The organism is Virgisporangium aliadipatigenens (assembly GCF_016863615.1).
Lineage (GTDB): Bacteria > Actinomycetota > Actinomycetes > Mycobacteriales > Micromonosporaceae > Virgisporangium > Virgisporangium aliadipatigenens.
Window position 1 is genome coordinate 269,244 of the sequence record NZ_BOPF01000006.1, and the last position, 22,430, is coordinate 291,673.

The window sequence follows — 22,430 nt, forward strand, 5'->3', positions numbered from 1 at the left end:
GTCTGCTACTGGGCTCCGCAGCAGACCCCTGCCGATCGCGCCGTCGGGTCAGAGCTTGATTCCGAACAGCTTTTCGGCATTTCGGTACGCGATCTTTTCCTTGTCCTCGCGTGGCAACCTGACTGCCCGGAACCAGTCGGTCTGGGTCTTCATGTTCGCGAATGGGTAGTCGGTCGCGAACATCACCCGGTCCACACTGAAGTAGATCAGCAGGAGGTCGAGCAGTTCGTCCTGGGGGAACGCGCTGGTGGTGAACCAGAAGTTGTCATGGAAATACTGCTTGAACGGCTTCTTCAGGGTGCTCTCGGTGACCTCGCTCATCTTCTCCACGATGCGCCTGTAGAAGAACGGAAGGCCCTCGCCCATGTGACCGATGATGATCTGGAGCTTGGGGAACCGGTCGAACACCCCTGAGGTGATCATTCGGACGCACTGGGTGACGACTTCCTGGTGCCATCCATATGCGGAGATGCTGAGAACCTGGTCCTGGAACTCCTTCTGGTATTCCGGCCGCATGTTGCTGTAGTAGATCTGGAAAACCTCGTCGGGCGGCAGGCCCGGGTGGATGTAGATCGGCACGTTGAGGGCCTCGGCGCGCGCCAGCACGGGCTCGAAGTCGGGATGGTCGAGGAACTTCTTCCCGATGATTCCATTGGTCAGGCAGCCCAGGAAGCCGTCTTCCTTGACGGCGCGTTCCAGTTCGTTCGCCGAGGCCACCGGATTCTGTAGCGGCAAGGTCGCGAACGCCTTGAACCGCCCCGGATAGGTGGCCATCGGCCCTTCGACGAGCATCTTGTTGAGCCGATACGCAAAGTCGATGCCCTTTTGACCAGGGACGTTCTGCACGCCCGGCGTATGCGCGGAGAGGATCTGGATGTTGATCCCCGCCTCGTTCATCGCAGCCATGCGGCGCGGGCCGAGCTCGGCAAGACCGGTGTCCTCGAGGAACAGCCTGTCGTTCAGCACCATCAACTCGCGGGTGGAGAAGGTCTCCTCCGTGCCGATGAAGGGCAGGTCGCGGTCCCGCAGGAAAACGTCCGTGGTCTGGTCCGCAGCCTCGTTGTCGCTCGTGGTCGAGGCGATGGCGTGTGTGGACAGGCCGGCACCGACGCCGACTGCCGTGGCGGCGGCCAGAAAGCCGCGGCGTCCGATGGACTTCATGTCAGTCTCTCTTCGGCTGTTGTGTGGTGAGGTGTCCGTGCGGCCGCCGTTGACTGCCGTCGCTGGCCTCCTGCGCGGGGTACCTCGCTTGTCCGACACCGAATTCGTACCGAGCGAATCTGAGACAACCATTAGAAGTCTGAGGCAGCCGCTAGAAATTTGGCCCGGCGGCTGGACATGGTGAGGATCGGCCCGCGGTACTGCCGACCCGCGCTCCTAGGTCTTCAGGAGGCGTTCGAGGACGGCGTTCGGGGTGCGCCACTGCTCGGGATCGTCGTAGTTGCCGGCCGTGATCGCCACGGTCAGTTCGAGTTCGGGCACCACGTGCAGGCGCTGTCCGCCGTTGCCCGCGGCGGTCAGCGTCCGCCGGCCCGCGAAGCTCTCGATGTACCAGTGATATCCGTACTGCGCGCCCCAGTCGGTCCGCAGGCGCGGTTCGACCATGGTCGCCAGCCATTCCGGGGGAACGACCTCAGCCCCGCCGCTGCGCACCAGTTCACCGATGCGGGCCAGGTCGCGGGGCGTGAGCCGCAGCCCGGAGGCCGGTGACGCGACCCCGTCCGCCCCGCTCAGCCACTCGAACTGCGTGATGCCCAGTGGCCCGAACAGCACGTCGGCCGCGTAGTCCGGAAGCGGCCTACCGGTCCCGTCGGCGATGAGCTTGCCGAGCAGGGCGCTGGCCCCGCCGCAGTAGCTCCACTTCTCGCCGGGCGGCCCGAGCACAGGCCGTTCCAACACATACCGGTAGCGGTCGGCGGACATCTCCATGGCGATCTCGGCGTTGGCGGGGCTGTCGTAGGGCACCTCCTCGCGCCATTCCAGCCCGAGCGACATGGTCAGCGCGTGCGCCACGGTGCGGCGGGCGCGGTCAGGGTCGGCGGCGAGGTCGGGGTACTGCGGGAAGTGCGCGAACAGCGGCTCGGCGGGGCCGGGGACGAGGCCCGCGCCGTGCGCGATCCCGTACAGCAGGCCGGTGACGCTCTTCGTGACCGAACGCAGGTCGTGCAGCGACTCCGGCCCGAACTCGCGCACGCCGAGCGGGGTGTTCCAGCTGAAGTCCGCGCCGCTGCCGTACCACTCCACGAGCGGCTCGCCGCCGCGCAGCGCCACCACGCCGTGGAGGCCGTCCAACTCCCCGAAGCCTTCAGCCATCCGCACACCGTAGTACCGCACCGGACGCGGTGCGGTACTACGGCTGCGTGCCGTGCGGTCAGGAACAGCTGGCCGACGGTGTGCTGTTGTTGCCGTTCTTGTAGAGCGTGATGCCGAAGTTGTTGCCGTTGCCGTTGGGTGTGGCGGTCAGCGTGCCGGACGTGCCGGAGATCGAGGCGTTCCAGCTGTTCTGCAGCGACTGGCCGCTACCGGCGTTGATCCGCACGGTCCAGTTGCTCTTGCCGCTGACGGCGAACGTCACGTTGAACCGGTCGTTCCACTCCTCGGCCCGCGAGACGCTGACCGTGCAGCTGCCGTTGCCCGGGTTGCTCGGGCTGTTGCTCGTGGGGCCGCTGGTCGGCTGCGGGCCGCTGCCCTCGCGCACCGTGATGTCGGAACTGCCGCTGCTCTGGTAGCCCTCGGTCGCCATGACCTGGTAGTCGTGCTGGCCCAGGTTCATGCCGGCGTTGCGCCAGGCGTTGAAGTGGTTGGAGACCGTGATCGTGCCGCCGGTGCGCTTCGACTCGCGCACGCTCCAGTACTGGTAGAACGTGGCGGTGCCGATGATCGACGGCGCGTTGACCCGCTGGCTGCGGTAGATGCCGTAGGTGCTGCCGTCGGTGGTGAGCGAACCCATCCGGGTGGCCTGGGAGGCCGGGTTGTAGCTGCCCCAGTTCTCCAGGATGTAGTACTCGATCAGCGGGTTGGTGGTCCAGCCGTAGAGCGCCAGATAGGTGTTCTGGTTGCCCGGGTTGTAGGTGCCGGAGTAGGTGACCGTGTGGTTGCTACCCGGCTTCCAGCCCTTGCCGCCGACCCAGTTGTTGGTGCCGTTGTTCCAACTGCTCGAGTAGCGGCCGTTCTCGCGCAGCGTCATGCTCGCGCTGCCGCTGTCCTTCCAGAACGAGAAGAAGAAGCCGTTGTGCGTTCCGGTGAGGTTCGAGGTGAGGGTGCGGTCGGCCTCGGCGTGCGCGCTGGGGGCGAGCAGGCTCACGGCGGCCGCGACCAGTGCCGCGGTGGCGATGCCCCCGATGAACAGGCGGCGGCGGCCGGTCCTGCCCTTCGGGCGGGCGGGGGTTTCGTTCATGTAGCTGCATCCTCCTCATGAGGGTGGCGGCCGTAAAAGTGCGTAACAGTTTTCGGCCGATTCCGCCCAGAAGTCAACGGTGGATGTCGATGCTTCCCCGGTTAAGTGGCGCTGACCTGCGGATACTTGATCGCGTTTCGATGAATGATTTCCGATAGTTTCAGCGTTCCTACCGGAACTGGCCGCGCATCACGAGCGCCCAGCACAGGCAGCCGAACGCCGCCGTGGTGGCGAGCGTGCGCACCAGGTTCCACGCGGTCCAGCGCGCCTCGTCGAACGCCCGCCGCACCTGCGCCAGGTCGGCGATGGAGTCCGGGTCGCCGGCGGCCTTCAGGGCGTCGTTCATCGGCACGTTGACCGCCATGGTGATGACGAAGACGATCGCGTACAGCGCGAGCGCGGCGAGGATCCAGGGCAGCAGTTGCCGGCCCGGGTTCAGGAACGCCGCCGCGATGGTGAACGCGAGCGCGCCGAGGAAGCTGAACATGAACCAGGGATTGATGATCGCCCGGTCCAGCGCCTGGAACCCGCCGACGAAGGTGCGGTCGTCGGTGCGGCCCAATCCCGTCATGACGGTGTGCTGGTAGAGCCCGAACACACCGGCCGTCAACCCGGTCGTCATGGTCGCCGCGATCAGCGCGGTCACCCGTAGTGCGAACATGCGACCAGTCAACTGCAGCGGCCGCCGGCCGGGAATCGTCGAGCGTCTCCACCCCATACGCCAGGCGCTACGGTGACGCCTGTGCGGGAGAGGCGGCCCGGGAGTGACCCGGATCACATTCCGGGAGATCGATCAAGCTGAACCGGCCGCCGCCGCACCCGTTGTGCCGTCCGGAGTTCAGGAGGGCGGCCACACATGAGACGGATCCCGCTGGCACGGTTCTTCGCGCGGCGCCGCGCCCGGATCGCCGTCGCCGTCGCCGCGGCGGTCGCTGTCGCCGCGGCCGGCACGGTCGTCGCCACCGGCGGTACCCGTTTCGCTAACGCGGATCCCGAGCCGAAGGCCGGTCTGCCCGTTCCCCCGGAGCTGTTGTCCTATGTGGTCACGGCGGCGCGCTCCTGCCCGACGCTCAGCTCCGCGCGACTCGCCGGGCAACTCATGGCGAACTCCCGGATGAACGCCCAGGCGCGCCAACCGACCGGCCGGGAGGGCATCGCCGGCCTGGCGCAGGAGACCTGGAAGGCATGGGTGCCCTGGCCCAAGGCGGAACGCACCGACCAGGGCGCCAACATCACCGCGCTGGCCCACCACGTGTGCGACATCGTCGGGCAACTGCGCCTGGCCCGGGTCGGCGGCGACCCGTGGCGCACCGCGCTGGCGGCCTACCACCTGGGCATCGACGCGGTGAAGAAGGAGGGCGGCATCCCCGACCGCGCCGAGAGCTACGTCGACGAGGTCAACGCCTACGCCGCCTGGTACGCCGAACAGCCGGAGTTCGGCGGGGCCCGCACCGCCGACCTTTCCGCCAAGCCGGTCCCCGAGGAGTACGTCGCGCCGGTCAAACAGGCCGGCTCCGTCTGCCCGCAGGTGACGCCCGCGCTCGTCGCCGCGCACCTGATGGTCGCCTCCGGGTTCAACCCCAACAAGCTCGGCGGCGACGGGGCGCGCGGGATCGCGCAGTTCAAGCCCGAGGTGTGGAACGCCCACGCGCCCAAGGACGCCTCCGCATGGGACCCCAAGAGCGCGATCCCGGTGCTCGGCAGCACCCTGTGCGCACTGCTCACGGAGCTGAACGGCGTCTCCGGCGACCCCGTGAAGCTGGCCGTGGCGGCGTTCGAGGTCGGCACGGACGCGGCCCGGCAGGTGCCCGGCAAGGAGGGTAGGGCGACCGGCGACCGTTCGGAACAGGTGCACGCGCTGGTCGGCTACTACGCGCAGGACAGCCGCCTCGGCGGCCCCGCACCGTCGCCGACGCCGGTGACCTCCGCCTCCCCGTCGGTGCGGCCGAGCGCCTCTGCCGCGGCATCGCCGACGAAGTCCCCGTCGCCGCCCGCCCCGCTGATGCCGAGGCTGCTCAACCGCGCCTCCAACCGCTGCCTGACGAGCACCGGCGAGAACGGCAACGCGCACATCAAGCCCTGCACCGGCGCCGCCGACCAGCAGTGGAACGTGCAGACCGACGGCACCATCCGCAACCGCGGCCTCTGCCTGGAGATCCCGGCCAACCCGGTGGACGGCACCAACCTGCGCACCGTCAAGTGCACGAACGCCGCCGAGCAGAAGTTCCGCTTCGACCAGGAGATGATGGTCGGCGTGGCCAGCGGCAAGTGCGCCGACGGCTGGCACGGCGTCTACGAACTCGACGGCCCGGAGGTGTACGCCTGGGTCTGCCTCGGCAACGCCCAGCAGCACAAGTGGTATATCGGCTGAGCCCCTGTCCCGAAGTGGGACAGGCGGACCGGCGGAACCCCGTCCGAGGTGCGGCTTCGGCCGCCGCGGTCACCGTGCGCGGGTGCTCCGCCGGCGATGCGTGTTGCTTTGTTTGCGGATTTTCCGCGCCGGGCCTTCCTGCCAGAGTTGTGGCATTCGTGAGCTGCCGGTTCTTCGTGGAACACGCGCGGCGAACTGTTCTGGGAAGGGAAGAGAATTGCTCGGACATGCCGACCGCATTGCGACCACTCATGCCGGTAGCCTGCCGCGACCGGAGGAACTGCTGAGTCTGGTCATGGCCCGGGAGGCCGGCGCGGATGTCGACGAGACCGAGCTGCGCGAACAGGTGCGCACCGCGGTGGAGCAGGTCGCCCGTCGGCAGGCGGCGGCCGGCGTCGACCTGCTCAACGACGGTGAATTCGACAAGGCCGCCTACTTCACCTACGCGACCGAACGGCTGACCGGGTTCGTCGAGGGCGTGTCGATCGCCGAGGCCACCGCCTGGATGGGGGTGGCGATCCGGGACTTCCCGGACTACGCGGAGCGGCTCATGACAGTGATGGCGCCGGCCTCGGGCATCCGGGTGCGCGCGTGCGAGGGGCCGGTGTCGTACGTGGGGCACGACCCGTTGCAGGCCGAGATCGCCACCCTGCGGGCAGCCGCGACGGCGGCCGGAACGTCATCGGCGTTCCTGAGTTCCGCGTCGCCGGGCCTGATCGCGCAGGGCGCGCCGAACCGCTACTACGCGACGGAGGAGGACTACCTCACCGCGCTCGCCGAGGCGATGCGCACCGAGTACGAGGCGATCCACGCGGCCGGGTTCGTGCTGCAGGTGGATTGTCCGGACTTGGCGATGAGCGCACCGGCATTCGATTCGGTCGGGGATTTCCGGCGGCACGTGCGGATGCGGGTCGAGGCATTGAACTACGCGCTGTCCGGCATTCCGGCCGAGGCCGTGCGTATGCATGTCTGCTGGGGCGGCGGTGAACTGCCCCGGACCACGGATATCGAACTGCATCACATCATCGATCTGCTGCTCGCGGCGAAGCCGGCCGGTTTGATGGTGATGGCGGCGAACGCCCGCCACGCCCACGAGTGGCAGGTGTTCGAGGAGGCCCGGCTGCCGGAGGGCAAATACCTGATCCCGGGCGTCATCGACATCGGCAGCAACGTCGTGGAGCATCCTCAGGTGGTGGCGCAGCGCCTGGTCCGGTACGCCGACGTGGTGGGCCGGGACAACATCGTCGCGGGCACCGACTGCGGGTTCGGGCCGGTCGCCGGAATGAGCGCGGTGGTGCCGACCGTCGTCTGGGCGAAGCTCGAAGCGATGCGCGACGGCGCGCGGATCGCCACCGATCGGCTGTGGGGTTCGGGCGACTGAGCGTGACTCGCGCACGGGAGCAGGACGACGGGCAGGCCGGGGAGGCCGAGGCGGCGTTGCGGCGGCTGATGGCGGCCGGAACGGCGGCGGGACTCGCCGCCGGCGACCCCGTGGCGATGATGGCGGCGTTCGCGGAGGCGCAGCGGGCCGCGGGCCGGGGCCTTCGCTCAGCGGTGGAACTCGGGCGGGCACGTGGCCTGAGCTGGCGCGCGCTGGCCGATGTGCTCGGTGTGCCGGCGTCGTCCCTGCACCGGCAGTTCGGTCAGGGCGACGCCGTCGCGACAACGCGGGAGACCGCCGCGGCGCCGACGGTGCGAGATCTCGAGGTGCGGCCGACGAGCGTGCCGCCCAGCGTCGACCTCTTCGTCGGCCGGGTGCACGAACTCGCCGACCTGTCCGTCCTGCTGCGCCGCTCTCCGGTGGTGAGCCTGGTGGGGCCCGCGGGCGTCGGCAAGACCCGGCTCGCCCTGGAGTTCGCTCATCGGATCCGGCCGGCCTTTCCCGCCGGCGTGTGGTGGGTCGATCTCACCGTGGTGACGCGGGAGTGGCTCGTCGGGCCGGCGGTGAGCGCCGCGGCCGGGCCGTCCCACGCCGGGCGGGAGGTCCGGCACGTCGCCGCCGAGCTGACCAGGGCCGGTCCGCTCCTGCTCGTCCTGGACAACTGCGAACACCTCATCGAAGCCGTGGCTCGCCTCGTCACGGAACTGCGGACGGCGGCGCCGCGGATGCGTGTGCTCACGACCACGCGGGAGGCGATGCGCGCCGCCGGCGAGACGGTCATGCCGCTCGCGCCGCTGCCCTCGGCCGGCCGGCGGCTCAGCGAAGCGCGCGGCGCCGACGTGGTCAGGCTGTTCGCCGCCCGCGCGCGCGACGTCAGGCCGGACTTCGACACCGACAGGTGGGCCGACGTCGTCGTCGACATCTGCGAGAGCCTCGACCGGCTGCCGCTGGCCATCGAACTGGCCGCGCGGCAGAGCGACCTCCTCGAGCCGGACGAGTTGCGGGCCCGCCTGACCGAACCCCTGGACGTGCTCACCGGCCGGACATCCGCCCGGCACCGCAGCCTTCGCGACGCCATCCGGTGGAGCTACGACGGGCTCGACGACACGGCCAAGGCGGTTTTCGCACGCCTCTGCATCCTGCCCGGGGGATTCGATCAGCACACCGCCGCCGCCGTCACCGCGGATCTAGGGCTGACCGGAACGCAACTGTGGGCGCTGCTCGCCGACCTCACCCGCAAGTCGATGGTCATCACCTCAGGCGGCCGGTCCCGGATCCTGGAGTCGCTGCGCTCCTTCGGCAAGGAGATGCTCGCCGGCGACGACCTGCTGGCGGCGCAGTCCGGGCTGATCGAATGGCTGGCCACGTTCGAGCGGCTGGCCGGGAACTACTGGGGAAGCACATTCACCGCCCAGGACAACCAGATGGCCGGCGAGATGGACAACGTCCGGTACGCGGTGTACGTCGCAGAGGCAATCGGTCATGCCCGCCGTCCCACGCTCGTCCTGCTGCTGGCGTATCTCCTCAGCGCACGCCAGGAACTGGCCGAGTCCAATCTGCTGCTCACCGGCCTGACGGGCGACCCCCGGACGTCGACCGCCGACCGGGCCTGCGCCGCGTGGATAACCTCCGTCAACGCGGGTCGTCTCGGTGATCCGGCGGCGGCGACCCGGCACGCCGACGTCGCCGAGGCGCTCGCGCGGTCCCTCGATGATCCTGACCTCCTGACGGCGGCGCTGATCAGCGTCATGATCGCGCGCGGGCTGAACGGCGACGTCGACGGCGGGATCGACGTGGGCGCCGAGCTGCTCGGCCGGCTTCGCGCGACGGGTCGGCACGGCGCACTCGGCCGCGTTCTCACCATCCAGGCCTCGCTCCTGATGGGCCGGGGCGATGTCGAGGCCGCGCAGGAGGCCGTCGCCGAAGTCCTGGCACTGCACGAGAAAGGCGCCGACCCCACGCTGCCGATGGCCGACCGGTTCGCCGATCACTGGGCCGCGTTCCTGCTGTCCACGGCCGCCGACGTGGCGATCGCGCGGGGCGACGACGCGACGGCGGTCGAATATCTCACCGCCGTGCTGGCCGGCCGGTTCCATCACCACCACGCCGTCGTCGGCGCACTCCAATGCCTCGCGTTCCTCGCGGCGCGGCAGGGCAGGAACGAGCGCGCCCTGACGTTGGCGGCCGGCGCGGCCGGCATCGGCTACCAGCTCAACGGCTTCCGGGACGCGCAGTTGGCGGCGGCCATGCGCACCGCGGAACGCGCCGTCGGACCGGCGACCGCCCGGGCAGCGGCCGACCGGGGCCGCGCCCTCACCATGGCGGACCTCAAGAGGTATGCGATCCACGGCACGGCGCCGGCGGGCGGAGACGGGCCGGGCGCACTCACCCCTCGCCAGCAGCAGATCGTTCACCACATCGCCGGCGGCCTCACCAACGCGCAGATCGCCGCGCGCCTCGGCATCAGCGAACGCACAGTCGCCAGCCACGTGGCCGGCGTCCGGCGCAAACTCGACCTGCGGAGCCGGATCGACATCGCGCTGTGGGCAACGCGGACGGCACCTCCCGCACCGGGAAGCCGGCGACCCACAAGAACCTAGATCGCGCAGCTGTCGTCGGTGCACCCCTCCGCGGCCGGCACGGTGCGCAGCGGATGGCTGTCGGCCCAGGCGCGTTCGAGCACCTGGACGAGCACCTCCGCGGGCTGCGCACCGGCGGCCCCGTAGGCGCGGTCGACCACGAAGAACGGCACGGCGTCGATGCCGAGCGCGCGGGCCGTCGCGATGTCCTCCCGCACCTCGGGCAGGTAGCGGCCGTCGGCCAGCGCGGCACGCGCCTCGTCGCCGTCGAGCCCCACGTCGGCCGCCAGCGCCACGAGCGCGTCGACGTCGAAGACCGAGGTGCGCTCCTCGAAGTGGGCGTGCAGGAGGCGTTCCTTCATGTCGCCGGCCCTGTCGTGCGCGGCGGCGAGGTGGATCAGCTGGTGGGCGCGGAGGGTGTTGCCGCTGACGCCGTTCGGCAGGTCGTAGGAGAGGCCCTCGGCGGCGGCCAGCTGCTCGACGTGGGCCATCATGCCGCGCACCTGCTTCTCGCTACCGCCGTACTTGCGGGCGAGGCGGGGGAGCGTCGGCTCGGTCCGATCGGCGGGGATGCCGGGATCCAGCTCGAACGACCGCCAGATCACCTCCACCTGATCCGCGTGCGGGAACCGCGACAGCGCCGTCTCCAGCCTCCGCTTCCCGATGTAGCACCACGGGCACACGACGTCCGACCACACCTCGAGCTTCACGTGATCGGCAACGGCCGCGCCCCGGGACCTATTCCATGCCCGCCCAGCTCCCGGTCGAGGGTCTCCTGCGCGACCGTCATCGCCTCGGCGTAGACGGGATCGGAGAGGCGCCGCATCCCCTCGGCGTGATCGACCCGTTCCACGACCGCGCTCACCCACCAGATGTTGTCGAACGGGTCGCGCACCCGGCCGCCCCGCATCCCGAACGCGTGCGTCGCCGACTCCGTGACGACCCGGGCCCCGTGCGCGACCGCCCGCGCCATGGCGGCATCGGCGTCGGGCACGAACACCCGCAGCAGCGACGGCATGCGGGGCCACTCCGGCCGCCGGTCGAACGCCAGCACGACCGTGTCCCCGACGCGGATCTCCGCGTGGCCGATGGAGCCGTCCTCCAGCGGGACGCGGCCGAGTTCCTCGCCGTCGAACGCGGCTGCGACGAAGTCGAGGAAGGCGCCGGTGTCGTCGGTGACGACCCAGGGGGCGACGGTGGTGTATCCGGCGGGTGCGTTGTCATCCATGCCCACCACGCTAGGCCTGGATGCGGTCAGCCTCTGGCCTCATCTTCGGCGGGATAGCGCCGCCCATGCCGTCAGAGCAGGTTCCAGGATTCGACCGCACACATGCTGCTCACCCCCCGAGCCGGTTGCCTTCGCCGGCCCGACCACTGTCGCCCGCACCGCCTGCCGTGCCGTTGCCATCGGATTAACGGGCAGCTCAGCGATATGATCACGAACGTGGATTTCCGAGTGCTCGGGCCGCTCGAGGTCTACGGCGACGGGCGGCGCCTGGACATCGGCCGGCGGCGGGAACGCGGCCTGCTGGGACTTCTGCTGCTCGCGGCGGGCGCCACCGTGCAGGCCGACCGGCTGTTGTCGCTGCTGTGGGAGGGCGATCCGCCGCCCGGAGCCCGCCGTCAGCTGAGCGTCAACGTCTCGCGGCTGCGCGGTCAGCTCGGCGGTGCCGGTGAGGCGCTCGTCGCCGACGGGCTCGGCTACCGGCTGAAGGTCGATCCGGACACCGTCGACGCGCACCGGTTCCGGTCGGCCGTCGAACGGGCGGCGACGGTGGCCGACCCGAAGGCCCGGTTGGCGCTGCTGGAGGAGACCGTCGGGCTGTGGCGCGGCCCGCTGCTGGCCGACGCGCTCTCCGACCACGCGCGGCTGCGCGTCGGCCGGGAGTTCGACGAGTTGCACGCCGGCGCCGTGGAACTGCTCTGCGCCGCCTGGCTCGACGTCGGTGCCGACGAGGGCCTGGTGGCGCGCCTGTTCGGGCTGGCCGAGCAGCATCCGGCGCGGGACGGGCCGCACGTCCTGCTGATGCGCGCGCTCGACGCCTGCGGCCGCACCACCGAGGCGCTGGAGTACTACCGGGATCTTCGCCGGCGCTGGGTGGAGGAGTTCGGGCTGGAGCCGGCGGCGACGATCCAGGAGACCCACCGGCAGTTGTTGCGCGGCTACGGCGAGAGCCCCGCCGCCGCCGTTCCCGCGCCCCGGGCGGCGCCGCAACCGGCCGCGCCCTGGCCGGTGCCGTGGCAACTGCCCGCCGACGCGTCGACCTTCACCGGACGGGAACCCGAACTCGGTGCGCTCGACGCCCTGCTGCCGGCCGGCGGGACGCTGGCGGGGCCGGTCGTCGTCGCGGCGATCACCGGCACCGCCGGCGTGGGAAAGACCGCGCTGGCCGTGCACTGGGCGCACCGGGTGGCCGACCGGTTCCCCGACGGGAACGTCTACGTCGACCTGCGCGGTTACGGGCCCGGCCTGCCGGTGCGCCCGGTCGACGCCCTGGCGCAGGTGCTGCGCTCGCTCGGCGTTCCACCGGAACAGATCCCGGACGACGAGGCCACCGCAACGGCGCTCTACCGGTCGGTGCAGGCCGGACGCCGGCGCCTGATCGTGCTGGACAACGCGCACGACGCCGAGCACGCCCGCCCGCTGCTGCCCGGGGCGCCCGGCAGCCTGGCGGTCGTCACCAGCCGCAGCGCGCTCACCGGCCTGATCATCGGCGGGGCCACGATGGTCGGCCTCGACCTGCTGCCGAGCGCCGACGCGCGGCGGTTCCTCGCGCGGCGCATCGGGCCGCGGGCCGAGCGCGAACCGGACGCCGTCGACGAGCTGATCGCGCTCTGCTCGCGGCTGCCGCTCGCGCTGGCGGTCGTCGCGGCCCGCGCCGCCGGCCGCCCGGCCTGGACGTTGGCGAGCCTGGCCGCCGACCTGCGCACGAGCCGGCATCCGCTGGCCCGGTTGGCCGACGGCGGCGACGCCGCCACCGACCTGCGCCGGGTGCTGTCCTGGTCCTACCACTCGCTCAGCCGGCCGGCCGCGCGGCTGTTCCGGCTGACGGGGCTGCACCCCGGTCCGGACATCAGCGTGGCGGCCGTCGCCAGCCTCGCCGTCGTCGAACCGGACGAGGCGCACGACCTGGTCGCCGAGCTGCTGCGGGCACACCTGATGGTCGAGACCGCCCCCGGCCGCGGCACCTCGCACGACCTGCTGCTCGCCTACGCCGTCGAACTCGGCGAGGCCGAGGACAGCGCCGCGGAACGCGCGGCGGCGCTGCGCCGGCTGCTCGATCACTACCTGCACACCGCGTTCGCCGCGGCGCTGCAGCTCTACCCGGTCCGCAACCCGATCCAGGTGCCCGCACCCGCCGCCGGCGTGACGCCGGAGCGCCCGGACGGCCACGATCAGGCCCGCGCCTGGTTCGACGCCGAACATCCGGTGCTCCTCGCCGCGATCCGCCGCGCCGTCGACGCGGGGCTGGACCCGCACGCCGAACGGCTCGCCTGGACGGTCACCGACTACCTGCACCGCACCGGCCGCTGGCAGGACTGGGTCACGTGCCAGACGATCGCCGTGGCGGCCGCGCGGCGCCTCGACGACACCGCCGCCCAGGCCCGCGCGCACCGCAGCCTCGGCCGCGGCCTCGCCCAGCTCGGCCAGTTCGACCGGGCGCACACCGAGTTCGGGCACGCGTTGCGGCTGTACGCCGCGTCGTCGGACGTCGTCGGGCAGGCGCAGACCAGGCTCTACGAGGCCTTCGTCCTCGACCGCCAGCGTCAGCACGAACGCGCGCTGGAGGCCGCTCAGCAGGCCCTCGCCCTGTACCGGGCCGCGGAGCATCTCTCCGGCTGCGCGAACGCGCTCAACATGGTCGGCTGGGAGAGCACCCAACTGAACCGGCACCGCGAGGCCGCCGCGTACTGCACCGAGGCGCTGCGACTGCACGAACGGCTCGACGACGCCGCCGGCCGGGCCGCCACCCTGGACAGCCTCGGCGGCATCCACCACAGCCTGGGCGAGCACGAGCAGGCGGTCGACTGCTACGAACGGTCGCTGGTGCTGTTCCGGCAGCTCGGCGACCGCTACCAGGAGGCCGAGACCCTGACCCACCTCGGCGACCTGCGCACCGCGGTCGGCGACCCCGATGCCGCGGCGCGCGCCTGGCGCGAGGCACTGGCGATCCTCGAGGAACTCGGCCACGCGGACGCCGACGCCGTTCGGCACCGGCTGGGGTCCTGACGACGTGCGGGGTCAACCCGCGTAGCGCGGCTCCCCGACCCGCCGGCGGAACTCCGCGTGCGCGGCCTGCATGACGTAGTTGAGCCGTTCCAGCTCTCCCTCGGCCGGCTCGCGACGCAGGTGCACACCGACCTTGAAATTGCCGTCCTCGACGCTCACCTCGAGCCGGTCCAGCAGGTCGGCCGGTATCCGCGTCAGCACGAACTCGCGGAACGCGTCGGCCACGGTGCCCGACAGGTCGCCGCAGCCGCAGGTGCGCCCCTCCCGCACGGCGCCGAGGTGGCTGCGCCCGACGATCGCGTCCGGGTGGGCCGGGTTCAGGACGGCCAGCCCCTCCTCCAGCACCTGACGGGCCTCCGGCAGCCGCCCCTCGTGCTGCAGGAACAGGCCGAGCGCGACACCCGCCCGCCCGACCGTCTCGTAGTCGGCGCCCCGACGCGCCTGCGCCAACGCCTCGTTCAGCCGCCGCTCCGCGGGCTCCGGACGGCCGGCCTCCTTGAGCGCGATGCCCCAGTTGCGCAGCACCTCGCTGTGCAGTTCGGGGCGGCCGATGCGTTCCGCGCGGGCGTTCGCCGACTCGTAGGTGCGCAGGGCCGCCTCGTCGTCGTCCGCCTCGTGCTGCGCCATCGCCAGGGCCAGGGCCGCCATGAGCGCCGGTTCGTCGCGGCCCTGCCGGTCGTAGGAGGCGAGCACGCGGGTGATCACTTCCACGCGGCCGTGCTGGTCGCCGAGGTCGCGGCCGAGGTTCGCCAGGGTCGACAGGGCGTTGAGGGTCGCCTGGTGGTCGGCGCCGAGCCGTTCCTCCAGGGCGGCCACGAGCGCGGTGAGCAGACCTTTGGCGGCCGGGTCGCGGTGGTCGAGACGTTCGATCAGGTATGCCGAGAGGCGCTCGACCATGGCGTCCGGGAGCTGATCGAGTCCCTCGAACATCGGCTCGTCCGTGCCGGCGGCGTGAATGGCGGCCGCGCGGAGGGCGAGCACGGCGGCGACCCGCTCGTGCCCGTTGCGCCACAGGTTGAGCACCGCCTCGTCGGCGATCCGGCGGGCCTGGCGCACGTCGCCCCGCGCCAGGAGGAGATCCGCCAGCGGCTCCAGCCCGAACGCGTATCCGGGATGCTCGCGGCCGTAGAACGCCAGCCGCTCCTCGAGCCCCTGGCGCAGCTCCTTCTCCGACTCCTCCAGCCGGCCGGCGGCCCGCAGGGCCGTGCCGAGGTTCATCCGGTAGGTGAGCTGGTCCTTGCGGGACTCGTGGTCGTGCCCGGGCACCGAGGCGGCGTGGCGGAAGCACTCGATCGCGCGGTCGAGCTGGTCCGCGTGGAGCAGCACGTTGCCGAGGTCGCACTGGGCCGCCGCCCACTCGGGGCCGCCCCGGCCGTGGCGGGCGGTGACGGCCTGGAGTTCGCGGGTCATGAGGTCCTGCGCGTCGACCAGGCGGCCCTCGCGCAGCAGTGCGAAGGCCGTCTCGACCGGGGCGGCGGGTGTGGTCACGAGCGGGGAGTCTACGAGCAGTCCGCCCGGGTCGCGGAACGGCGTTGCGGCGGCGGCTTGCGACCGGTTAGCGTTTCGGCGTGGAGGCCATGGGGCGGCTTCCTTCTACCCTTCTGACAGTAGCCGTCCCGCTTTCCTCCACCTGGTCCGTCGCGCCGGCCCCGGTTTCCGGGGTCCGGACGCTGTGCGCCGCGAGCGCCGCCACCACGCAGAGCACCAGGGGCAGCACCAGCGTCCGGTTGAGCGGCATGAGATGGGTCAGCGGCCCGATCACCGCCGGTCCGGCGAGCATCCCCAGATAGCCGAGCCCGGCGACCCGGGACACGTTGTTGCCGGCGGCCTCCGGGTCGGCGTGCCCGGCCGCGCTGAACAGCTGCGGGATCGTGCCGCTGAGCCCGGCCCCGAACAGCGCCCACCCGAACAGCGCCACCGGCACCGACGGCGCCGCGACGATCACCACCAGCGCGAGGGCCGCCAGCGCCGAGCCCCAGCGCAGCACGGCCACCGGCCCGAACCGCCCGACGATCCGGTCGGCGAGGAAGCGCCCGACGGTCATCGTCGTCGAGAACGCCCCGTAGGCGAACGCCGCCGTCGCGGCCGGCGCGTCGAGCACGTCGCGCATGACAAGCGCGCTCCAGTCGTTGGCCACCCCCTCGCTGAGCATCAGCGCGAACGCCAGCGCGGCCAGCACCCAGATCCGCGCCGGCGCGGTGCGTGGCCGTGCGGTGGCCGCCGAGGCGGAGCGCTCGGCCGGTGGCAGCAGCAGCGGCAGGAACGCCACCGAGGCGGCCACGCCGAGCGCCGCGACGAGGCCGAGCGTCAGCGGCGCGCTCCAGCCCCAGGCGAGCGTGCGCGCGCAGACCAGCGCGGCGAACACCCCGCCGACGGAGAAGACCGCGTGGAACGCGGACATGATCGCCCGGCCGTAGGCGCGTTCGACCTGGACGGCGTGTGCGTTCATGGCGACGTCGAGCGCGCCGAGCCCGATGCCGAGCACGAGCAGCGCGGCGCCGAGCGTCCACGCGTCGACCGCGAACGCCGGCAGCACCAGCGCGGCGCCGCACGCCACTCCGCAGAGCGGCATGACCCGCCGCGCGCCGTAGCGGTCGGCGACCCGCCCGACGAGCCGCATCCCGGTGAACGCCCCGCCGCCGAGCAGCAGCAACAGCCAGCCGAGCACGGCGTGGTCGACGCCGACGCGCTGCTCGACGGCGGGGATGTGCACCACCCACACACCGAGCACGAAGCCGTTGAGCGCGAAGTAGGCGAACGTGGCCAGGCGCGCGGCCCGCAGGGTTCTGTTCACGCGAACGAACGTAACAAACACGATGCTTGTTCGAAAGTGCGATCCGGTGTTCAATAGGGGGCGTGGAGCGACACCGTCAGATCGCCGAGGCCGTCTGGAAGGTCGGCCGGCTGAGCGTCGCCGAGTTGGCCGAGCTGACCGGCACGTCGGAGATGACCGTGCGCCGGGACCTGGAGGTGCTCTCCGAGCAGGGCGTCCTGGAGCGCTACCGGGGCGGTGCGCGCAGCGTCGTCCTGCGCGGGGAGGAGCCGCCGTTCAAGCTGCGCGAGCACGAGGACGGCGACGCGAAGCACCGCATCGCCGAGGCCGTCGCCGCGATGATCGACGACGGGGAGGCCGTGGTGCTGGACAGCGGCACCACCTGCCTGGAGGTCGCGCGGGTGCTCGTGCACCGCCGCCTCACCGTGATGCCGCTGTCGTTGCACGCCACCAACGCGCTCGTCGGCGGGCCGCAGCTGCGGCTGCTCGTGCCGGGCGGTGAGCCGCGCCCGGGCGAGCTGGCCATGACCGGGCCGCTGACCGAGGCCTCGCTGGCCGCGCTGCGCTTCGACACGGCGGTGATCGGCTGCTGCGGCCTCTCGGCGCGGCACGGGCTCACCGCGTACGACCTGGCCGACGCCGCCGTCAAGCGGGCCGCGATGGCCGCCGCGCACCGGGTGATCGCCGTGGCCGACGCGGGGAAGTTCGCGCGGACGGCGTTGGCGTTCGTCGCGCCGGCCGCCGAGCTGGACGTGGTGGTCACCGACAGCGGCGCACCCGTCGGGCAGACCGACGCGCTGCGCGCCGAGGGCGTCACCGTGCGGGCCGTGTGAGTGAGCGCGCGGGGTGATGGCTGGGCGGCGAGCGGGGGCGGTGTGATGAGCGAGGTGTTGCTCTTCGATCTGTTCGGTGTGATCGCGCGGCAGCAGTCGGCGGCGGGGTGGGCCGAGCTGGAGCGGCTCGTGGGTGTGCCGGGGCTGCACCCGCTCTACTGGGGGCGGCGGCATTCTTACGATCGCGGCGATCTCAAGGGCGCCGATTACTGGCGGCTGGTGGCCGAGGAGCTCGGGACCCGGTTCGACGACGGGCGGGTCGCCGCGCTGATCGCCGCCGACATCGCCAGTTGGAGCGCGGTCGACGCGGAGATGGTGGCGCTGGTCGAGCGGCTGGTCGACGAGGGGCGGCGGGTGGCCCTGCTGTCCAACATCCCCGAGGAGTTGGCCGCGCACTACGAGGCGGCGCAGCCGTGGCTGGCCCGGCTGGAGCTGGTGGCGTTCTCGTGCCGGATCGGGCACGCCAAGCCGGAGGCCGGGGCGTTCGAGTGGTGTGCGCGTGCGCTCGACGCGGCGCCGCAGCGGATCCTCTTCGTCGACGACAACGCCGGCAACATCGACGCGGCCGCCGCCCTGGGCTTCCGGACGCGGCTGTTCACCGGCATCGACGGGCTGAATTCATCGGTTGGTTAGTCCTCGGCGGCCGGCGATGACGGATCACCCGCCCGGCACTCGCGAACGTCCACAGTGGACACCACGCGCGGTGCTACGTTCACGACGGCCGGCTGCGCAGCGGCGAGCGCCGGATTGGGCACGCCCACGGTAGCGGCCGGATAGGATGCCGGTGACCCCCGACGATCATCCCGACGGGGGTACCCATGAGAATCGTCCCGACGGCGGCCGTGTTCGCCGTGACGCTGGCCGTGTCCCTTGTGGACGGTGCGCCCGCGCTGGCCGCGACGGAGTCGAAGCGGAGCGCGTTCACCAGCGGGGACAAGCAGGTGAGCGTGAAGTGCGGGCCCGGCCGGGTCGTGATCGGCAGCGGCGGTTTCGTGTCGGGTGACGGGCACGTGGCGTTAACCGCTGTCGGGCCGCTGCTCGACGACACGCGCAGCGCCGCCGTCGCCGAGGAGGTCGGCGCCGGCACGTCCGCGACGTGGGCGGTCACCTCGACGGCGGTGTGCGAGAAGGCGCCGGCCGGGTACGAGATCGTCGCTCAGGTCTCGCCGGCGGGCTCCCTGAACCAACGCCGGCAGCGCGTCTACTGCCCGCCGTCGAAGCGCGTCCTCGGCGTCTCGGGTGGGATCATCGGCGGCGACGGCGAGGTCGGGCTGGACGGGCTCGACATCATGAACGATCTGAGCCATGTCACCGTCAGCGCCTCCGAGGACCAGAACGGATACGCCGGTTCGTGGCGGCTGGTGGCCCGCGCGGTGTGCGCCGATCCGCTGCCCGGCCAGCACCTGGTCTCCTCCGGGGGGACCCAGACCGGCTCCGCCTCTCGCGCGACGCGTACCGCCACGTGCCCGCCTGGCGAGCGGATGTTCGGCACCGGCGGGGAGATCGCGGACGGGGCGCACCAGGTGTGGCTCGAGGCGTCCTACGCCGAGAACGGCGAGGCCACGGTGACCGCTTTCGAGGACGCGGACGGGTTCGGCGGGCCGTGGCGGCTGGCCGCGTACGCGGTGTGCGCCGACGGCTGATCAGACCTGGTGCTCGACCCGGTGCCGCAGGTACCCGTCCGGATGGTTGCGCGCGATCTCGACGGCCCGCGCCACCAGCGGGCGATCCTCCTCCGACCATTGGTCGGCGCGCAGGTTGAGGCCGGGCAGGAGGCAGCGGCGCACGTCGAGGTGCTCGTCGGCGACGAAGACGCGCAGGGCGGTCTCCTGCCACTCGCGTTCCAGGTCGACGAACTCGTTGTACCGCGCCAGGCTCTTCGCGGTGGGCCTGTCCTCGCCGGCCCGGTACGTGACGGGTACCAGGGTCCAGTACCAGGCGCGGGCGGCGCCGGCCCGCTGCGGTGCCGTGCCGTCGCGCAGGTACGCAAGCAGCGCGCGCTTCACCCGGCGCCGCCCGAACGCCGCGACCGCCGGCTCGACGAGTCGCCGGTTGGCGCTCGGGTCCGGGTGCAGGACCCCGGCCAGCACGAGCGGTGCGAACACTTCCTCCGGTGCTGGCCGGTCCTTGAGCGCCTGCAAGGCCTCGCGGAGCCCGACCCCGGACCGGTCGATGCCGAGCAGGTCGCACAGCTGCCCCAGCACCTGTGCGAAGGCGTGCGACGTGTCGGCGGTCTGGTCGGGAAGCGGCTCGTACTCGGGATCCGGTTCATCCATGGGCGTCAGTTTATGCAGGAGCCGCCCTCGCCGGTGGCCGCCGCGTGCAGGTCCGCCAGCAGGCGCAGCTTGTCGGCGTCGGGGGTGCCGGGCTCGGCCGTGTAGGCGACGAGGACCGGCCCGCGGGCGCCGGGCAGCGGGTATGCGTCCCAGTCGAGCGTGATCATGCCGACCCTCGGGTGGGCGAACAGCTTCGTCCCGTGCGTCGTCTCCGTCACGTCGTGACGCGCCCACAGGCGGCGGAACTCCGCGCTGCGGATGCTCAGTTCGCCGACGACCGCGAGTGCGCGGGGGTGCGTCGGGTCCTGGCCGACGGCCTTGCGCAGCATGCCGATGTAGTCCAGTGCGGTCGACTCGAACTCGGGGCAGCGCGCCCGCGTCTCCGGGTCGCGGAACAGCAGCAGGAGCATGTTGCGTTCGGCCGGCGGGATGACGCGCGGGTCGCCCAGCAGCGCCTCGGCGAGGTCGTTCCAGGCGAGCACGTCCAGATGCCGGCCGAGCACCACGCCGGGGCAGCCCATCGAGTGCAGGAGGCGGCGGGTGCTGTCGGGGACCCGTTCGGTGGTGCGGCGGGGGCGGGTGGCGCTCGGGCGTCGGGCGGCGTGCGCGAGCGCGAAGAAGTGGCGGCGTTCGTCGTCGTCGAGCGTGAGCGCGCGCGCCAGCGCGTCCAGCACGTCGTCCGAGGGGCGCACGTCGCGGCCCTGTTCCATGCGCTGGTAGTAGTCGGTGCTGAGGCCGGCGAGCAGGGCCAGTTCCTCGCGGCGCAGCCCGGCCACCTTGCGCCGCGGGCCGGGGGCGAAGCCGGCCGCCTCCGGGGTGAGGCGGCTGCGGCGGGCCTTCAGGAAGTCGCCGAGCTCCCGGGCGAACGGGCGATCGTCTGGCATACGGCAAGTGTGCCCATGATGCCGTCCGGCAGGGTAGGACAACGCGTCCCAGGTTGACGCGAACGACGGGCCGGACGGCGCGCGGCCCTACGGTCCGTCGGCATGACATGGACAGCGGATGACATGCCGGACCTGCGCGGACGCACGGCGGTGGTGACCGGGGCGAACTCGGGGCTCGGCCGGGTGACGGCGACGGAACTGGCCCGCCACGGCGCGCACGTGATCATGGCGGTGCGCAACACGGCGGCGGGGGAGCGGGTGGCCCCGGCCGGGGCGGAGGTGCGCCACCTGGACCTGGCCGACCTGGCGTCGGTGCGCGCCTTCGCCAAGGGGGTCGGCGAGATCGACCTTTTGATCAACAATGCCGGCCTGGTGCTGCTCGGGCCGCGGCAGCAGACCGCCGACGGCTTCGAGCTCCACCTGGGCACGAACATGCTCGGCCCCTTCGCGCTGACCGGCCTTCTGCTGGACCGCGTGAAGGACCGGATCGTCAGCCTCAGCTCGATCGTGCACAAGCGGGCGCGGCTGGAGTTCGACGACCTGATGTCGAAGCGCGACTACACCGGCAGCCGGGCGTACGGCCGCTCGAAGCTGGCGACCACGGTCTTCGGCCTGGAACTGGATCGCCGGCTGCGGGCCGCGGGTTCGCCGGTGATGAGCGTGCTCGCCCATCCGGGCCTCACCGACACCAACCTCACGCCGCGGGCGAACGCCCATCGCGGGGCGTTCCAGCAGCGGCTGATCAACGCGGTGTCGAAGCGGGCCACCCAGTCCGTGGAGCGCGGCACGCTGCCGCAGTTGTACGCGGCGACGGCGGCCGGCGTGCGGGGCGGGCAGTTCTTCGGGCCGTCGGGACTCGGGGAGACGCGGGGGAGGGTCACCGAGGTGCGGGCCAGCGAGCATGCCCGCGATCCCGAGGTCGGGCGGCGGCTGTGGGCGGCGGCCGTCGCGCTGACCGGGGTGTCGTACCTGGAGTAGCCGATCGCATTGTCCGGACCCGCTGGAGCTTTGGTCGTTGAACCCGAGAGCGGCGGTTGTCGTTGTTGCGGCTATGCGGTTTCCTTTTCGTCCGTTGTGGCGACTCGTCATCGCCGCCATTGCCTGCGTCCTGGGGCTGGCGTCCGCCGTCGTCGCCGTGGTGGACACGTCCAGCGGTTCCGCACAGGCGGACGCTAATGCGTTCCAGCGACCCGGTCCGCGCACGATGTTGATGCAGGAGAGTTCCGGCAAATGTGCCGACGCGACAGCCGGTACGGATGGGACCCGCGTGACCCTGCGCGCCTGTGACCCGGGCGCGCTGTCCCAGTGGTGGGACGAGCCCGGCGACGGCACGATCCGTTCCGCCAAGACGGAACTCTGCCTCGACGTGGCGGGCGCGCGGACCGCGCCCGGCACCCGCGTTCAGACCGCGTGGTGCACCCACAATCCCGCACAACGCTGGAGCTTCGAGGACTCCTTCCGGATGTCGAGCCGACTCGCGTCCGGGCAGTGCCTCGACATCGCCACTCAGTTCGGCGAAAAGCCGGCTGACGGCACCGAACTGTCCATCTGGTGGTGCGATCCCACCTCCACCCGCGCGCGAATCAACACCAAACAGGCTTGGAGCCGCCGTACGGAAGGAGCACCGGCCGCGCGAACCGAGGCGCAGCCGCACGGAGATTCTCGGGTGGAGTCGCAGCAGCAGGCCACGGGTGAGCGCGGGGAC

At 71.9% G+C, this 22,430-nt stretch carries 19 protein-coding genes; 9 read left to right on the top strand and 10 right to left on the bottom strand.

Annotated elements, in window-relative coordinates; all coding sequences use genetic code 11:
• Positions 1-48 precede the first annotated feature (48 nt).
• From Val02_RS10540 to Val02_RS10555, 4 genes are all read right to left on the bottom strand, one after another.
• Entirely contained in the window at positions 49-1,161 is a 1,113-nt protein-coding gene (locus Val02_RS10540) for an amidohydrolase family protein (protein ID WP_203898769.1), read from the bottom strand.
• Positions 1,162-1,377: 216 nt separating this feature from the next.
• A complete protein-coding gene (locus Val02_RS10545) occupies positions 1,378-2,313 on the bottom strand; it encodes a serine hydrolase domain-containing protein (RefSeq protein WP_203898770.1) in 936 nt (311 codons plus the stop codon).
• A 58-nt stretch (positions 2,314-2,371) separates the two neighbouring features.
• Positions 2,372-3,397, bottom strand: a complete 1,026-nt coding sequence (locus tag Val02_RS10550) for a glycoside hydrolase family 11 protein (RefSeq protein WP_203898771.1) — start codon at positions 3,395-3,397, stop codon at positions 2,372-2,374.
• A gap of 169 nt (positions 3,398-3,566) precedes the next feature.
• The gene (locus tag Val02_RS10555; RefSeq protein ID WP_239152676.1) at positions 3,567-4,058 is read right to left on the bottom strand and encodes an anthrone oxygenase family protein; all 492 of its coding nucleotides are present in this window, start codon (positions 4,056-4,058) and stop codon (positions 3,567-3,569) included.
• Positions 4,059-4,253: 195 nt separating this feature from the next.
• On the opposite strand from Val02_RS10555, the gene Val02_RS10560 reads away from it, so the two are divergent.
• From Val02_RS10560 to Val02_RS10570, 3 genes are all read left to right on the top strand, one after another.
• Complete coding sequence (locus Val02_RS10560; RefSeq protein ID WP_203898772.1) at positions 4,254-5,768, top strand: ricin-type beta-trefoil lectin domain protein; 1,515 nt, start codon at positions 4,254-4,256, stop codon at positions 5,766-5,768.
• Between the two features lie 100 nt (positions 5,769-5,868).
• On the top strand, positions 5,869-7,149 hold the full coding sequence (locus Val02_RS10565; protein WP_275415560.1) for a cobalamin-independent methionine synthase II family protein: 1,281 nt from the start codon (positions 5,869-5,871) through the stop codon (positions 7,147-7,149).
• 2 nt (positions 7,150-7,151) lie between these two features.
• Complete coding sequence (locus Val02_RS10570) at positions 7,152-9,749, top strand: ATP-binding protein (protein ID WP_203898774.1); 2,598 nt, start codon at positions 7,152-7,154, stop codon at positions 9,747-9,749.
• On the opposite strand, the gene Val02_RS10575 is transcribed toward Val02_RS10570, so the two are convergent.
• Together Val02_RS10575 and Val02_RS10580 are read right to left on the bottom strand one after the other, a co-directional pair.
• On the bottom strand, positions 9,746-10,438 hold the full coding sequence (locus Val02_RS10575) for a DsbA family oxidoreductase (RefSeq protein WP_203898775.1): 693 nt from the start codon (positions 10,436-10,438) through the stop codon (positions 9,746-9,748). The genes Val02_RS10570 and Val02_RS10575 overlap by 4 nt on opposite strands.
• Positions 10,435-10,956, bottom strand: a complete 522-nt coding sequence (locus Val02_RS10580) for a VOC family protein (protein ID WP_203898776.1) — start codon at positions 10,954-10,956, stop codon at positions 10,435-10,437. Before Val02_RS10580 ends, Val02_RS10575 begins: the two co-directional genes overlap by 4 nt.
• 216 nt (positions 10,957-11,172) lie before the next feature.
• Here Val02_RS10580 and Val02_RS10585 point away from each other — a divergent pair, with 216 nt between their 5' ends.
• Positions 11,173-13,959 carry an AfsR/SARP family transcriptional regulator gene (locus Val02_RS10585; RefSeq protein WP_203898777.1) on the top strand — a complete coding sequence of 929 codons (2,787 nt, stop codon included), beginning with the start codon at positions 11,173-11,175 and terminating at the stop codon, positions 13,957-13,959.
• Positions 13,960-13,971: 12 nt separating this feature from the next.
• Here the strand turns inward: Val02_RS10585 and Val02_RS10590 are convergent, their stop codons facing one another.
• Both Val02_RS10590 and Val02_RS10595 read right to left on the bottom strand, forming a co-directional pair.
• Positions 13,972-15,447, bottom strand: coding sequence for a tetratricopeptide repeat protein (locus Val02_RS10590; RefSeq protein ID WP_203898778.1), 1,476 nt, complete (start codon positions 15,445-15,447; stop codon positions 13,972-13,974).
• 67 nt (positions 15,448-15,514) lie between these two features.
• A complete protein-coding gene (locus Val02_RS10595; protein ID WP_203898779.1) occupies positions 15,515-16,753 on the bottom strand; it encodes an MFS transporter in 1,239 nt (412 codons plus the stop codon).
• Between the two features lie 53 nt (positions 16,754-16,806).
• Between Val02_RS10595 and Val02_RS10600 the strand changes: the two genes are divergently transcribed.
• The 3 genes from Val02_RS10600 (at position 16,807) to Val02_RS10610 (ending at position 19,208) form a co-directional block, all read left to right on the top strand.
• Positions 16,807-17,565 (top strand): DeoR/GlpR family DNA-binding transcription regulator, encoded by a 759-nt coding sequence (locus Val02_RS10600; protein WP_203898813.1) that lies wholly within the window; start codon positions 16,807-16,809, stop codon positions 17,563-17,565.
• Positions 17,566-17,610: 45 nt separating this feature from the next.
• On the top strand, positions 17,611-18,198 hold the full coding sequence (locus Val02_RS10605; protein ID WP_203898780.1) for an HAD family hydrolase: 588 nt from the start codon (positions 17,611-17,613) through the stop codon (positions 18,196-18,198).
• Positions 18,199-18,383: 185 nt separating this feature from the next.
• Positions 18,384-19,208, top strand: coding sequence for a hypothetical protein (locus Val02_RS10610; RefSeq protein ID WP_203898781.1), 825 nt, complete (start codon positions 18,384-18,386; stop codon positions 19,206-19,208).
• Here Val02_RS10610 and Val02_RS10615 read toward each other — a convergent pair whose 3' ends face one another.
• Positions 19,209-19,841 (bottom strand): hypothetical protein, encoded by a 633-nt coding sequence (locus Val02_RS10615; protein WP_203898782.1) that lies wholly within the window; start codon positions 19,839-19,841, stop codon positions 19,209-19,211.
• Between the two features lie 5 nt (positions 19,842-19,846).
• Entirely contained in the window at positions 19,847-20,725 is an 879-nt protein-coding gene (locus Val02_RS10620; protein ID WP_203898783.1) for a helix-turn-helix transcriptional regulator, read from the bottom strand.
• A 102-nt stretch (positions 20,726-20,827) separates the two neighbouring features.
• On the opposite strand from Val02_RS10620, the gene Val02_RS10625 reads away from it, so the two are divergent.
• Positions 20,828-21,703 carry an oxidoreductase gene (locus Val02_RS10625; RefSeq protein WP_203898784.1) on the top strand — a complete coding sequence of 292 codons (876 nt, stop codon included), beginning with the start codon at positions 20,828-20,830 and terminating at the stop codon, positions 21,701-21,703.
• Between the two features lie 94 nt (positions 21,704-21,797).
• A partial coding sequence (locus tag Val02_RS10630; protein ID WP_203898785.1) for an RICIN domain-containing protein occupies positions 21,798-22,430 on the top strand: 633 nt, incomplete at its 3' end.